The organism is Ferrimonas senticii DSM 18821, assembly GCF_000422665.1.
In the GTDB taxonomy this organism is placed as follows: Bacteria; Pseudomonadota; Gammaproteobacteria; order Enterobacterales; family Shewanellaceae; genus Ferrimonas; species Ferrimonas senticii.
The window spans coordinates 31,799-45,913 of record NZ_AUGM01000017.1; the positions used below are offsets into that span (position 1 = coordinate 31,799).

Below are 14,115 nucleotides of genomic sequence, written 5' to 3' on the forward strand. Positions count from 1 at the left end.
AGGTTTGGCATATACTCCGCACCGAAAAATGACTAACAACAATCACATGGAGCGGAAAAATGGCCTTAGAGCGCACTTTTTCAATCATCAAGCCTGACGCAGTTGCCAAGAATCTGATTGGCGCTATCTACTCTCGTTTTGAAGCCGCGGGCCTGAAAATCGTTGCTTCCAAGATGGTTCACCTGAGCAAAGAGCAAGCGGAAGGTTTCTACGCCGAACACGCTGAGCGTCCTTTCTTCAACGCGCTGGTTTCTTTCATGACCTCTGGCCCAATCATGGTGCAGGTTCTGGAAGGTGAAAATGCGGTTCTGGCTAACCGTGAAATCATGGGTGCGACCAACCCAGCTGAAGCGACTCGCGGCACTCTGCGCGCAGATTACGCTAACAGCATCGACGAAAACGCGGTACACGGTTCTGACGCCGTAACCTCCGCTGAGCGTGAAATCGCGTACTTCTTCACTAACGAAGAACTGTGCCCACGCACTCGCTAATTGCAGCATCTCGCTTGCTACGAAAACCAGCACTTCAGTGCTGGTTTTTTTATGCCTTTCAATACAGCCGAGTCGCTGCCGAGTTCGCTTGATTCAACGTCACAATTTGTCAGCGTTAGGCGAGGAGCGGCAGACGTGATCGGCTACCATAGCCGCTGCAACGTAATCTCATCGGTTGATGACACATGACGCTACTACGGACGCGATTAACGGAATTATTGAGCCAAGCCGGCATCTATCTAAGCCCACAGGAATTGGCGGATCTGGAACTGACCGATTTTGGTCTGGGTGATTTTGCCGCGTGTGGCTTGGCGATCCACACCTATATCAATAGCGCTCGCTGCTGTGCCAAAGAGCTGATCATGTTGCCGGATCAGATCTGTCCTGAACACGACCACCCTGATGGCGTCAGTGAGCCTGGTAAAGAGGAAACCTTCCGCTGCCGTTATGGGGCGGTCAGTATCTTTATCGAAGGAGAAGCCACTATCGCGCCGCAGGTGGCGTTGCCAGCCTCGCTGCAGCATTTCAGCGTGTTTCACGAAGTGGTGCTGCGTCAAGGGCAGCAGTTGACCCTAGCGCCGAACAGCAAGCACTGGTTTAAAGCCCATCCACAAGGGGCGGTGTTGTCGGAGTTTTCTACTCACTCCAACGACGATACCGATCGCTTTACCGATCCGGCTGTTGACCGAGCCAGTCGAGTTAGCGCTTAACGGGCTGACAAAACCCAATGGCCAGAGACAAACAAGCCGAGCGTTGAGCTCGGCTTGGATTATGGGTTAGCGTCCTTGCTTTAAGTTGATTTACCGCTTACTTGCGCATTTCCAGCAGCTGATCAGCGTTGTCGTTGGTAACGATGGTCCATGGAATGTTGTAACGCTTGGATTGACCGTCGTTCCACTCCAACTCACCCGCGTATTGCTGCCACAGGCCAGAAGCCGGTTGGTATTCAGCACCAATTACATGGCGCAGTGCCACGTCGATAGAGCCCTGCATCTGGCCGTTAGCGTCTTGCAGGATAGAGGTCATCTGACCGGCTTTAACCGCGTGGATGGCGTCGGTAACGCCGTCGATGCCAGCAATCACGTAATCGTTAACGTTGCCACCGGTGCCTTCGATCGCTTCAATCGCGCCCAGTGCCATCTCATCGTTCTGACCGATGATCCCAGCGATGCGACCTTGATGTTTCATCAGCCAGTTTTCCATCAGGGTCATGCCTTCGGCGCGAGACCAGTTAGCGGTCTTGCGCTCGATGATCTTAACCGCACCTTCTGGACATTCGCCGATGGCCTGTTCGTTACCTTGGCCACGCTGGATCTCGCCAGAGCCGCCTTTTGGACCCTCCAAGATCACCACGTTGCCTTTACAGCCGATCTTATCCATCACGTATTTGGCTTCTAGGTAGCCGCCTTTAACGTCATCGGAAACCACTTCCGCGGTCATTTCGGTGGTGTTCAAACGGGCGTTAGTAACAATCACTGGAATGCCAGCGTCGTTGGCCATGTCCACTACGTCGATGTTGGCATCAAAATCCATTGGGTTGATGATGATCGCATCGTGGTTGGTGCGAATAGCGGTTTCTGCTTGGTTGTTCTGTACCAGCGCGTCGTAACGGCCATCGTACATGGTGATTTTGACTTGACCGGATTTCACCATTGGGTGTTCGTAGGCGGCTTTTTCCATCAGCTGCACAAATTCGGCTTTCATGCCGTACATCAGTACGGCGATTTTGATGTCCTCTTTGGCAAACGCCGAGGCCGAGGAAAGTGCCATGGTGGTGCCGAGCAACGTTGCGATTAGGTTCTTTTTCATTTGCTTAAATAACCAAGTGGGGATTAACGAGTCTGTTTACGAGATGGGTCAAGCATCACCGCGGCGACAATCAGTCCGCCTTTGATGATCTGTTGGTAGTAGGACTGCACGCCAAGCAGATCCAAACCGTTGTTCATGACGCCGATGATTAAGATGCCAAACAGGGTGCCAGTTAGGGTGCCGAGGCCGCCGGCCATCGAGGTACCACCGATCACCACGGCCGCGATGGCGTCCAGTTCATAACCGAAACCGGCGCTAGTTTGCGCTGAGCCGGTGCGGGCAGTCAGGATCAGGCCTGCAATCGCCGCCAACACACCACAGAGGGTGTACACCGCCACTTTCACTTTATGGACGTCGATGCCGGAGGTTTGCGCGGATTTTTCATTGCCGCCAACGGCAAAGACGTAACGGCCAAATACGGTTTTATTTAGCAGGAACCAGCAAGCGATAAAGATCACCGCAAAGATCAGCACTGGGGTAGGAATGCCAAAGGTGTAGCTGTTGCCAATCGCCCGGAAACCACGGTCCAACGAGGACACTGGGTTGCCGTCGGTGGTCAGCATCGCCATACCGCGAGCAGCAGAGAGCATCCCCATGGTGACGATAAACGCCTGCAGGCGGAATTTAGAGATGATGTAGCCATTGATAAAACCACACACGGCGCCAATCATGATGGCGATCATCAGTGGCAGCAAAATCGGCGAATCAAAGCCACCGATGGCCATATCGGCGGTATTGGTGACAAAGCGGGCGGCGACGATCCCCGCCAGTGCCAGCACCGAGCCGACCGATAGGTCAACCCCAGCGATGATGATCACAAAGGTCATGCCGATGGCCAAAATGCCGTTGATTGAGACCTGACGCAGCACCGACAGGAAATTGCTTTGGGTCAGGAAGTAGTTGCTGTCCCATAGGCCGGTGTAGATGCAGTATTCACCCAGCACGGCGATGATGGCGCACAGCGCCAGAAACGCGAAGACGATGCCGTATTTGTGCAGCAGTGGGGCGATCTGAGTTGCAGGCAGGCGGCTGCGCATACCGGAAACAACAGTGGTAGTCATGGTAAAAATCCTAAGAAGCGAGGCTTAAAAGCAGTTGTTGGCTGGCGTCAGCGCGGCTGACTTCGCTGACGAGTTGGCCATTTTTAAAGACCAGTACGCGGTCACTCATGCCGATGATTTCCGGCAGTTCCGACGACACCATGATGATCCCTTTGCCCGCTTGTGCCTGTTCTGACATGTAGCGGTAGATCTCTTTTTTGGCGCCGACGTCGATACCACGGGTCGGTTCATCCAGCATCAGCAGCTCTGGGTTGGTCAGCGACCAGCGTCCCAGTACCACCTTTTGTTGGTTACCGCCGGAAAGGTTCTTGACCAGCTGTTTTTTGTTGGGGGTTTTGACGCGGAACAGATCGATCATCTCGCGGATGCGCTGACGTTCCTGTTGCTTGTTCACCACGTAGCCATTGGCGACATCGCCCAGCGACGAGATTGAGATGTTGTCGCCCACCGAGCTGCTTAGCACCAAACCGGTGTGCTTACGGTCTTCGGTGACGTATGCCATACCGGCTTTAATCGCACTGCGTGGTTTATGTTTGGCGCGGTTAAACGACTGACCCTGCAGTTCAATATCGCCGGAGTCATAGTCATCTACGCCGAATAGTGCGTTCAGTACCTCAGAGCGGCCAGAGCCAACCAGACCGTAGATCCCCAAAATTTCGCCGCGATGCACCTCAAACGAGATGTCGCTGAATTTGGCCGAGCTAAGCTGGTTAACCTTGAGCAGCACATCGTTGGTAGGTTGATTGAACTTGGCAAACTCTTCATCGATTTGGCCACCGATGATCTGCTCAATCAACTCTTCACGGTTGATGTCGGCAATCTCACCCTCTTGGATGTAGGTGCCGTCACGAAACACCGTGTAGTGGCTGCAAACGTCGAAGATTTCCGACAGACGGTGGGATACGTAAACGATCCCTTTGCCTTTCGCCGCCAGTGACTTAATCACTTTCAGCAGCTTTTTCGAGTCCTCTTCGCCGATGGCTGAGGTTGGCTCATCCATAAACACGATGTTGGCGTTGGCGTGCGACAGCGCCTTGGCTATCTCCACCAACTGCTGCTGGGCAACACTCAAACGATGGATTTTGGCGTTGACTGGGATCTCAAACTCAAGCTCATCCAGCAGCGTCTGCGCTTGCTGATTCAACTGCTTAAAGTCGACTATGCCAAAGCGGTTGCGCGGCTCTTGGCCAAGATAGATGTTTTCCGCCACCGACAGATTCGGCACCAAGCTGAGCTCTTGCTGGACGATGGTAATGCCCGCATCCAGTGCCTCTTTGGCGTTGGCAAAGTGTTGCTGCTTGCCATTAACGCAGATGCTGCCAGAGTCTGGCTGTAAGAAGCCCATGACGATGCTCATAAAGGTGCTTTTGCCGGCGCCATTGCCGCCACACAGGGCGTGAATTTGGCCAGCTTCTAAAGTGAAGTTGACGTTTTTTAGCGCCTGCACTTCACCAAAGGATTTTTTCACCGACGAGACGGCTAACAACGGGGCGCGGCTCATGCGTTCACCTGCTGTGGGTATTGGGCGGAGAGGGTGGTTAGGTAGCGCTGATAGGCCTGCTGGTATTGGGCAACATGCGCCGCAATAGGGGCGGTGGCGGTGCTGGCATCCAAGGCCACAAGCGCATCAACGATGTCAGTATCGATGGTGTTACCCAGCGCCCAACAGGCTTGGATCACCCCACCTAAGGCCGCCGCTTCGCCAATCACTGGGCAGATCACCTCGCAGTTCATCACATCGGCGATCATCTGCCGCCACAGCGGCGATTTTGCGCCGCCGCCAATCAAGCGGATTTGATTCACTTCGATGCCCGCGTCGCGCAGCAGTTCAACGCCGTAACGCAGGCCGTAGCTGGCACCTTCAACCACCGCTCGAACCAGATTGTCGCGGTTAAAGTTGGCTGCATCTAAGCCATGGATAGAGCCGGTACCTTGTGGCAGTGCTGGTACCCGCTCGCCGTTGAAAAACGGCAGTAAGGTGATGTTGCCAGCGCCGATTGGACTGTTGGCCAGCGCCTGATTGAACTCGGCCAAATCCATCTGCAGCAGGTTTTGCACCAAACTGCTGGCGGAGGTGACGTTCATGGTGCAGATCAGCGGCATCCAACCGTCGGAACTGGCGCAGAAGTTGGCGATGCTTGGGTGGTTTAGCGCCACTGGCTGATCCGAGTAGGTGTAGATGGTGCCGGAGGTGCCAAGGGACATGGTAACGATACCATTTTTGACGTTACCGGTGCCGATGGCGCCCATCATGTTGTCACCGCCGCCAACGGAGACAATGACGTTGTCATTCAGACCCAGCAGTTCCTTGGCGTGACCGCGGACAATACCGGCGCGCTGGGCGGCGGATCGCAATGGCGGCAGGGCGTTAAATAGCTGGCCGCTCGGATCGATCAGATCGCATACCCGCTGATCCCAGCAGCGCTTACGAACATCAAACAGACCGGTGCCGGAGGCGTCGCCGTATTCGGCGCAGTATTCCCCAGTCAGCCAGAAGTTGAGGTAATCGTGCGGCAGCAGCACTTGGGCAATTTGGGCAAACTGCTCAGGATGTTGCTGCTTCAACCACAGCAGTTTTGAGGCGGTGTAGCCGGTTTCGATGCGAAGACCTAACTGGTCGATGCAGCTCTGCTCGCCGCCGAGTAGCGCCAGCAGTTCGGCATTTTGTGGGGCGGTTTCGGTATCACACCACAGTTTCGCAGGGCGAATAACCTCGCCGTTGCTGTCCAGTACCACCAGACCGTGTTGCTGACCGGAGATCCCGATCGCAGTCACCTGCTCGGCGTCGATGCCGGCCTGCGCCAGCGCTTGGGTAAAGGCGCTGACTAAGGCATCGATCCACCACTGCGGTTGTTGCTCGCGACGGCCATTGCTGTCAGAGATAAGCTCATGGCTGGCCGCGGCTTCCGCCAGTACCGTAGCACTGGCGGTGTCGACCAAGATCACTTTGGTTGCTTGAGTGCCGCAATCGACACCGGCGACGATCCGCATCGATTACTCCATCTCAATCATGATTTTAACGTCGGACGGATTGGCCTCAAGGGCACGATCGTAGGCCGCCAACGCATCGTCAAACTTAAAGGTCTGGCTGATCAGAGGTTTAACATCCAACTTGCCGGACGCGATCAAGTTGATGGTCTTCGGGTACATGTTGGCGTAGCGGAAGATGGTCTTAAAGGTGATCTCTTTGACTTGGGCGGCGACGATATCGAATTTCACCGGCGCCACTGGCATGCCAACCAATACCACGGTGCTGTTGGCGGCGGCATTGGCGCAGATGTTGGTGATCACCGCTTCTACGCCACAGCATTCAAACACCACGTTGGCGCCACGACCGCCGGTTTTCTCAGCGACGATAGCGGCCACGTCTTCACGCAGGCTGTTAACGGCGGTAATGCCAGCGTAGGCGTTAACGGTTGCCAGTTTCTCATCAACCACATCAACCACGATCACCTCCGCACAGCCACCGGCCAATGCTGCTAGGGCGCACATTACGCCGATGGTGCCAGCGCCATAGACTAAGCCGATATCGCCAGGTTTGATGTTGGCTTTGGCGGCGGCTTGCATGCCAATTGCCAATGGCTCAACCATGGCGCCCTCGGCGTAGCTCATGTGGGCCGGGATCTTAAAGGTAAAGGCGGCAGGGTGTACCACGTATTCGCAGCAGCAACCGTCGTACGGTGGGGTGGCCCAGAACTGCACTGCCGGATCGAGGTTGTAGATCCCCTCCATCACCTCTGGTGAGGATGGATTTGGAATGCCCGGCTCCATGCAGACGCGATCGCCAACGCTTAGGTGTTGAACGTTGCTGCCGACGGCAGTCACGATACCGGCGGCCTCATGGCCAAGGATCATTGGCTGCTCTACCACAAAGTGGCCGATGCGACCGTGGGTTAGGTAGTGCACGTCAGAGCCACAAATGCCGACCGCTTGGATCTTAATCTGGACATCATTAGCCCCCACTTCGGTTGGGGCGGCCACCTGTTTTAGTGCCAATTGGTTGACCTGTTCCAGTACCAGCGCTTTCATCGGATGATCCTCTTGCACGATTTAATGTTATCGTTGTCATTAACAGTTTTTCACATGGTACTGATTTGGATGGCGGCGGTTTGTGATCTTTTGCGCACTTTTACCGGTTGCTGCGAATAAAACCGCCAAGAACGCTGTTGTGTTGCGTGAGAGTTGCAGGAATGAGGTGTGAAATGGCGTTTGGTTATGACATCGCTATCACTTTGTCGCTGTTATCTTTTCAAAATAGCTGTTAGAAACAACCATAATGCGCATACACTGGCGGCGATCCGCTGCCGCACGCGTGCAGCCCTGAGTGCAATCAAAGCGATGACAAAGAAAGTAAAACTGGCGGATATCGCCAAGCTGGCCAATGTATCCGCCATCACCGTTAGTCGGGCGTTGTCGACGCCTGACAAGGTCAAACCGGAGACCTGCGATAAGATCCAGCGGATTGCCGCCGAACTGGGCTACATTCCCAATTTGATGGCAAAGGGATTAAAAGCGCGCTCGAAAACCATTGGCGTTATCGTGCCGACCATCATCAACCCGTTTTTTGCCAATGCGCTGAAGTCGATCATTCGCAGCGCCAGCAAGACCGGTTATACCTGCCTGTTCTTTAGCTCTGACGAATCAGCGGCGATGGAGCAAAACGCGGTTAATACGCTGATCAGCTACAACGTTGATGGCATCATCATTGCCGTGATCTCTGAAGATGAGGATTACCGACCAAGCTATTTTGCGACCTTAGCCAAGCTTAATATTCCGGTGGTGCTGCTGGATCGTCAAATTGAGGCACCACACAGCGGTGGGGTCTACCTCGATAACGTCGACTCGGGCTACAAGCTTGGCAAAACGGTAGCAAAGGGGCGGCATCAACGGATTTTGTTGGTCTCAGGCTCAGCCAATTCGAAGGTGGCTAATAGCCGTCTGGCGGGGATCAAGATGGCGCTGGAAGAGTGCGCCAGTGGTGCTCAGTTAGATATCATTAAAGCCGACTTTAACAGTGCCTTAGCGCAGCAACTGACTGCCGAATATTTGTTGGGTAATCAGCCTGATGCGGTTATTGGCTTGAATAACCAGATCACACTTGGCGCACTTGAAGCCTGCGTTCAGCATGGGCTTAGACCGGATCAGGATGTGGCGTTTTACAGCATTGATGAGATCGCCACCGCTAAACACTTTGGGGTTACCATTCCCTGCATCAAGCACGATGTCGAAGAGTTTGGTTATCACGCGGTGACCCAGTTAATTCGTACCATCGAATCCGATAACAGTGAAAAGCACGCCGAGATCATTATTCGCGGCGTGGTCATGGCTTAGCCTGATAGCCTGCGGGCAAGATCCGTGCATAGCCGCTAGCGGACACCCTGTGACTTTAACATCTCAATGATGGTGGCCGCCGCCTGATAACCGGGGATGGCGCTGCCGTTGGAAAGATAGATAAATGGCGTGCCGCGTAGACCGATGGCTTCGGTGGCGACAATGCCGCGATGTAACACCTCTAAACAGGCTTGCGGGTAGTTGGCTTGCTGATATTTATCGCCGGCACTGCCTTTTTTAATCTCATCCATGGCGGCGCTTGGATCGGCAGCACACATAATTTGTTTAACTAATTCGTAGCCTTGTTCACCTTCGACCATGCCGCTGCGAGGGTAGGGGATATATTTCACCTCGATTTGGCTATCTAGGTATTGCTGCAATTCGCTATGTAATTTGCGGCAGTAGCCGCAGGTCGGATCGCTAAAGACATAGACGGTACCGATCTTGTCACCGTTAGGGCTGTAGCTAACAAAGTTTTCTGGCGCGAGCATCGCGATCACCTTTTTAGCGTGGTCGGCCTGCCGGGAAAGTCGATATTGCTCGCTCAGATTGACCATCTGTTCCAAGTTGTAGAGATCACCTATCAGCGCGTCGACGCCATTTTCATGAACGATCAGCGGTTGACCATCAATGCTGACTTCATAAAAACCAGCCAAAGTGGCGGCGGGCAGTGGCCTAATCACCTGAATGTCGGCATTAGCGAAGCGGCCATCGGCGACCTTTTTTAAATTGGCAATCAGGGTGTCGCTGGTGGTCGCGCCAAGCAGAGGCATTGAACAACTTAATAGTGTCGCGAGTAACGTCCGTTTCATGGTTATCATCCCTATCCATTGGTTGGCTTAAGCTTTTCATGCCGTAAGTGGATTAGCAACGTATCAGCAATTAACGGCAGTGCGGCGAGCTGTCAATTTGGCTTAGGCCCGTGGTAAGGCAAATTCAAATTCGGTGCCTTGCTGCACTTGGCTGCGTACCTCAATATTAGCTTGCTGCAACGCCAGCAAGCGTTTGGTGATCGCCAGTCCCAAGCCGCTGTGGGCGCTGTCGCCGCGAACCGAATTGGCGGCTTTAAAGTGCGGGTCAAAGATGTGCGGCAGATCCGCGGCGGGAATGCCGATGCCGCTGTCGCCGACGATGATCGCCAACTGATCGTGCTGATTGGGGGTGATGCGGACGCTGATGGTGTCGCCGGCTTGGCAATGGCGCAGGGCATTGTCGATTAAGTTGGTTAACACTCGATCAAGTTTTTCGATGTCGGCGGCTACTTTCAGGTTGGGATCTTTGGGCTGCACATCCAACAGCACCTGTTTGTCGTTGGCGGCCACTTGGTACTTTTGCAATACGTCTTGTACCAGTTCGGCAATCGCCACGGTTTCGATAGTCACCGGCACTTGCGCCGATTCCAACCGGGCTAACTCCATCAATTGCTCAACCATTTTGTAGATTTTATCGGCATTACGGCGGGCTATCTCGATGTACTGAGGATCGGCCGTTTGTCCCTGCTGCTGTTTTAACTGCCACGTCTCCAGATAGCCCTGCAGCGCAGCCAATGGGGTGCGCAGATCGTGGCTAACATGAGCCAGCAGCTCGCGGCGCATCTCATCCACGCTTTTGACCTGCTGGTATTGCCGCTGCAGTTCATCGCTTAAGGCATTGAAGGCGGCGTTGATCTGATTCAGTTCACGGCTGCGGCCGTCAGTCAGTTGCAGGGTGCTGCCATTAAACCCTTTGCGCTTCAGTTCGGTCAGTTCGCTGGCCAGTCGTTGCAATGGTTTGGTCAGCCAAAACAGCAGCCCCAACAACGCCAATAACAGGAAGCCACCGCTGCTGCTGGCAAAGATCATCGCTTGGTTTACCGTGGTTTGCGGCGCGATTGATGCCGCTAACTGGTCGTAGATCTCGCCATTGATGACGATATACAGGTAGCCCATCAAACTGCCATCGATGTTGACAGGGGCAACCGAGAAGATCTTGTTGCGATCCACACTGCGGGGATCGGGGCCACGCAGCGGCAGTTGGTAGTGGCCGTCGAGAAATTGCTGGATGGCGGTCATCGGCAGCCGTTGTCGCTGAATTTTATCGGCGGGGGCAGAGAAATTGAGCAATTCGCCGGTAGGGGAGAGCAGATAAAATTCGAACCCTTTACCGAGGATCATCATATTGTGAAACGCTCGCTCGACCGCGGCGGGATCGGGCTTGCCATCAATAAACAGCGGCCCTTCGTGCACGATGTGCTGGGCCAGATTCAGATGTAGCCGTTGAGTCAGTTCATCTTGGTAGTTGCCATTAAGCTGCTTGCTTAAACACAGCAGTACCGTGGCAAACAGCAGAAAGCTGGCCAGTAGCACGATGGCAAGGCGGGCAAACAGCGACACACCGCCGCGAGATTCAGTGGCTGGGTTGATCATTGAATTTGTAGCCCACCCCCCAAACCGTTTGCACATAGGTTTGGTTCGGTTTGGCTTGCTCCAGTTTGGCTCGTAAGCGGTTGATATGGGAGTTGACGGTATGCTGATAGCCGCTGTGCTGATAGCCCCAGACTTGATTCAGCAGTTCGTCGCGGCTAAACACTCGGCCCGGGTGCTTGGCCAGATACAGCAGCAGATCGAACTCGGTGCTGGTGAGGTTAAGGACAATATCGGCCAGCTGAGCTAAACGCCGCTGCGGGCATAACATCAACTCACCATGGGTGATTGCCTCGCTTTGCTGTTGGCGTTGATCCAGCAGTTGATTGCGCCGCAGTTGCGCTTTGACCCGAGCCTGCAGTTCGCGAACGCTAAAAGGCTTGGTGAGGTAGTCATCGGCGCCGGACTCTAATCCCACTACGCGGTCGATTTCACTGCTGCGGGCAGTCAGCATCAGTATCGGGGTCGCGCAGCCTTGTTGCCGCAGCCCTTGGCAGATACTTAAGCCATCCATATCTGGCAGCATCAGATCCAGCACAATCAGATCAAACTGTTGCGACAGCGCATTGTGATAGCCGACACGGCCATTGTGGCAGCGCTCAATCTGGTGGTTGAGCGCCTCCAGATTGAGCGTTACCAACGCATTGATATCTTCTTGGTCTTCGATCACTAACACTTTGGCCATGGTTCGATGCAACGTTATCTACCGAGTGGTAAACAACAGACCGAGGTTATTGGCTTCGTGTTACAGACCAATGCAATACCGGGTTATCAAACCGATGCGCTTGGGTCAGGGCGGAATCGCTGGCGCCATCCTCGATGCCGACAATACCGCCGTGACGAGTAACGTAGTCGGCGATGTCATCGCGGCTGCTGTCAAAGCCGGCACCGCCACCGGCGGGACCGGGAATGGTGGCCGCCAGTTCACTGTTGGCTTCGGTGCCGGCGTCATAGCTGGGGGCGATGCCGCTGAGTTGTTCGCCAATTGCCAGATGCAACTTAATGGCGGCGCGACCAGCGAAGGCGTCATTGGTATTGACCAGCATGGTGGCTAAGGTCAGATAGAGTGGCTCGTCGTTGGCGACCGTTAAGCTAACGGTTTGGCTCATCCCCGGCGGCAGAATGCCGTCGCCACTGCCACTGGCCATGGCGCTGTTGGCTTCGGCCAGAAATGCCGCGGGGCTGCCGCCTTCGGCCAACTCTTCAAGTCCGACTGAGGCGGGACTGCCAATCTGCCAACCGGAGAGTGAGCCATCATGCAGATAGGCCGCCAGTGGTGACATCGGTTGGGCGTAACTTAGATTGGTAACGGTGATGTCGTAGCTGGCACTGATTGGCGCGCTGGGCGCTGGTGCTGGGGCGATAACCACCGGATCGTGGTCGTTATCTCCCGGACAGCCGGCTAACACCAAAGTGGCTGCGGCCACTGCTGCAATGCGTTTCATGGGGCCTCCTCATTACTCAGATACGGTTACGGTCAGCATCGCCACCGGATTGAGCCAGCGATGAACACGGCTGTTGATGTCACTGCTGCCGGCGCTGTTGTCGCTGTCACCTAAGTTGCCGCGGTGGATGTGCACCACTTGAGTGGCTTCGTCGTTGGTTACCCCACTGCCACCACTGCCACCCAGGCCGCCAGGGATTGCCGGCATCCCTAGAACTCCTGGAGCACCACCGCCGTCAACCAACAGTTCATTGTTGGCTTCGGTGCCGGCGTCATAAGCGTTCAGATAAACGGTGTAGCTGCCAGGCTCTGATGGGATCGGCCAACTGTTTAGGCCAACAAAGCCATCGTTACTGGGCAGTACCATGGCGGTGACCGACAGCACGTAGTCGCCATCTAGGCTCATTTGGCCGCTGGTGCTTTGTGCCGGTGGTAATAACCCGCCAGCAGGGTTCGCGACCGAAATCGCACTGATGCTGTCGGCAATGGTTACTAGACCATCGATGCTGCCGCCTTCGGCCATCGCCGCCAGTTCGTCGCTGGCGGCTTGGCCAACATTAAACAACTGGTACTGGGCGTCATGGGCGGTGATCAGCAACGGCGTGAAGTAGATCCCTTGGGTGAGATTGGTCAGGGTGAAATCGACGGTGGCCGCGTGGGCAATTGGGGTGCTGGCGATAAGGCCAGTGAGCAGCAGCGGTTTAAGGTTCATAACGGTCTCCTGGTGATGACGATAAGTGCTGTCACCAAAGAGACTAGGGCGGCTTTATCAAGCCCCTTTCACGAACTTGTCACGTTTTTATCACGGCCAATAAAAACGCCGCCAGCGGGATGCTAGCGGCGTGGTTTGCAAGATTCAGGCGGCTTACGACTGATTCAGCAGTGAGAAGCTGCGAATGTAGTAGACGTTTGGCTTGGTACCCGCTTCTGGCTGCAGCACTTTCGCGTTGTGCAGTTTGATCAGGCGGTTGATCTCGCTGTTGGGATCGCTGAGATCGCCAATCATCCGCGCGCCAGACGGGCAGTTTTCAACACAAGCAGGCTGAAGGCCAACCGCTTGGCGATGATCACAGCCGGTGCACTTCTCGGCGGTACGACGGCGGCGCGCCAGCGGGTAGCTGTCAGCGCGCTCTGGGTTTTCATGGGGCGAGCTTTTCGCGCCGGTTTTTTGCAACAGCTCGTGGCCAGAGCTCAACCCCGCTGCCAGTGGTTGGTCGTCTTGCCAGTGCCGATGTGGAACCTGCTTGTTGTAGCCAATCACCCCATAAGGGCAGGCGCGCACGCATTTCATGCAGCCGATGCATTTGTCTGGATCGTGCAGGGTTAAGCCGTTATCGGCTTTGTACATTGCCTGTTTCGGACAGACGTTAACGCAGGCGGCGTTATCGCAGTGGTTACACAGGGTTGGGGTGTAGTGGTAGCTTACCTTCGGAAATTTACCGACGGTTTCGGTCTTATGATGGGACCAATTGATCCCTTCTGGGGTGTTGTTTTCTGCTTTACAGCCAAGGTTACAAGCGCCGCAACCCACGCATTTTTGCAGATCGATGACCATGCCAAATTTCATTGTGGTGATC

14 protein-coding genes are annotated in these 14,115 nt (G+C 54.8%); 3 read left to right on the forward strand and 11 right to left on the reverse strand.

Annotated features, from left to right (window positions below; translation table 11 throughout):
• The first annotated feature begins 59 nt into the window (after window positions 1-59).
• Together ndk and G506_RS0110070 are read left to right on the forward strand one after the other, a co-directional pair.
• A complete protein-coding gene (ndk, locus tag G506_RS0110065) occupies window positions 60-491 on the forward strand; it encodes a nucleoside-diphosphate kinase (protein ID WP_028116751.1) in 432 nt (143 codons plus the stop codon).
• Window positions 492-676: 185 nt separating this feature from the next.
• A complete protein-coding gene (locus tag G506_RS0110070) occupies window positions 677-1,201 on the forward strand; it encodes a D-lyxose/D-mannose family sugar isomerase (RefSeq protein ID WP_028116752.1) in 525 nt (174 codons plus the stop codon).
• A gap of 97 nt (window positions 1,202-1,298) precedes the next feature.
• Here G506_RS0110070 and G506_RS0110075 read toward each other — a convergent pair whose 3' ends face one another.
• The 5 genes from G506_RS0110075 to G506_RS0110095 are packed head-to-tail and all read right to left on the reverse strand — an operon-like array spanning window position 1,299 to window position 7,390.
• Window positions 1,299-2,300 (reverse strand): substrate-binding domain-containing protein, encoded by a 1,002-nt coding sequence (locus G506_RS0110075; protein WP_028116753.1) that lies wholly within the window; start codon window positions 2,298-2,300, stop codon window positions 1,299-1,301.
• A gap of 23 nt (window positions 2,301-2,323) precedes the next feature.
• Window positions 2,324-3,361 (reverse strand): ABC transporter permease, encoded by a 1,038-nt coding sequence (locus tag G506_RS0110080; RefSeq protein WP_035387236.1) that lies wholly within the window; start codon window positions 3,359-3,361, stop codon window positions 2,324-2,326.
• A gap of 10 nt (window positions 3,362-3,371) precedes the next feature.
• Entirely contained in the window at window positions 3,372-4,862 is a 1,491-nt protein-coding gene (locus G506_RS0110085) for a sugar ABC transporter ATP-binding protein (protein WP_028116755.1), read from the reverse strand.
• Window positions 4,859-6,352 (reverse strand): xylulokinase, encoded by a 1,494-nt coding sequence (gene xylB / locus G506_RS0110090; RefSeq protein WP_028116756.1) that lies wholly within the window; start codon window positions 6,350-6,352, stop codon window positions 4,859-4,861. Before xylB ends, G506_RS0110085 begins: the two co-directional genes overlap by 4 nt.
• Before the next feature lie 3 nt (window positions 6,353-6,355).
• Window positions 6,356-7,390, reverse strand: a complete 1,035-nt coding sequence (locus G506_RS0110095) for an NAD(P)-dependent alcohol dehydrogenase (protein ID WP_028116757.1) — start codon at window positions 7,388-7,390, stop codon at window positions 6,356-6,358.
• Window positions 7,391-7,699: 309 nt separating this feature from the next.
• Between G506_RS0110095 and G506_RS0110100 the strand changes: the two genes are divergently transcribed.
• Window positions 7,700-8,692, forward strand: coding sequence for a LacI family DNA-binding transcriptional regulator (locus G506_RS0110100; protein WP_028116758.1), 993 nt, complete (start codon window positions 7,700-7,702; stop codon window positions 8,690-8,692).
• A 35-nt stretch (window positions 8,693-8,727) separates the two neighbouring features.
• Here G506_RS0110100 and G506_RS0110105 read toward each other — a convergent pair whose 3' ends face one another.
• From G506_RS0110105 to G506_RS0110130, 6 genes are all read right to left on the reverse strand, one after another.
• Window positions 8,728-9,504 (reverse strand): DsbC family protein, encoded by a 777-nt coding sequence (locus G506_RS0110105; protein WP_169628096.1) that lies wholly within the window; start codon window positions 9,502-9,504, stop codon window positions 8,728-8,730.
• Between the two features lie 102 nt (window positions 9,505-9,606).
• Complete coding sequence (locus G506_RS0110110; protein WP_169628097.1) at window positions 9,607-11,097, reverse strand: sensor histidine kinase; 1,491 nt, start codon at window positions 11,095-11,097, stop codon at window positions 9,607-9,609.
• Entirely contained in the window at window positions 11,078-11,779 is a 702-nt protein-coding gene (locus G506_RS0110115) for a response regulator transcription factor (protein ID WP_028116761.1), read from the reverse strand. The genes G506_RS0110110 and G506_RS0110115 overlap by 20 nt, the downstream gene beginning before the upstream one ends.
• Before the next feature lie 46 nt (window positions 11,780-11,825).
• On the reverse strand, window positions 11,826-12,539 hold the full coding sequence (locus G506_RS0110120) for a spondin domain-containing protein (protein WP_028116762.1): 714 nt from the start codon (window positions 12,537-12,539) through the stop codon (window positions 11,826-11,828).
• Window positions 12,540-12,551: 12 nt separating this feature from the next.
• Window positions 12,552-13,250, reverse strand: coding sequence for a spondin domain-containing protein (locus tag G506_RS0110125; RefSeq protein WP_028116763.1), 699 nt, complete (start codon window positions 13,248-13,250; stop codon window positions 12,552-12,554).
• A 153-nt stretch (window positions 13,251-13,403) separates the two neighbouring features.
• On the reverse strand, window positions 13,404-14,105 hold the full coding sequence (locus G506_RS0110130; RefSeq protein WP_028116764.1) for a 4Fe-4S dicluster domain-containing protein: 702 nt from the start codon (window positions 14,103-14,105) through the stop codon (window positions 13,404-13,406).
• Window positions 14,106-14,115: the final 10 nt, after the last annotated feature.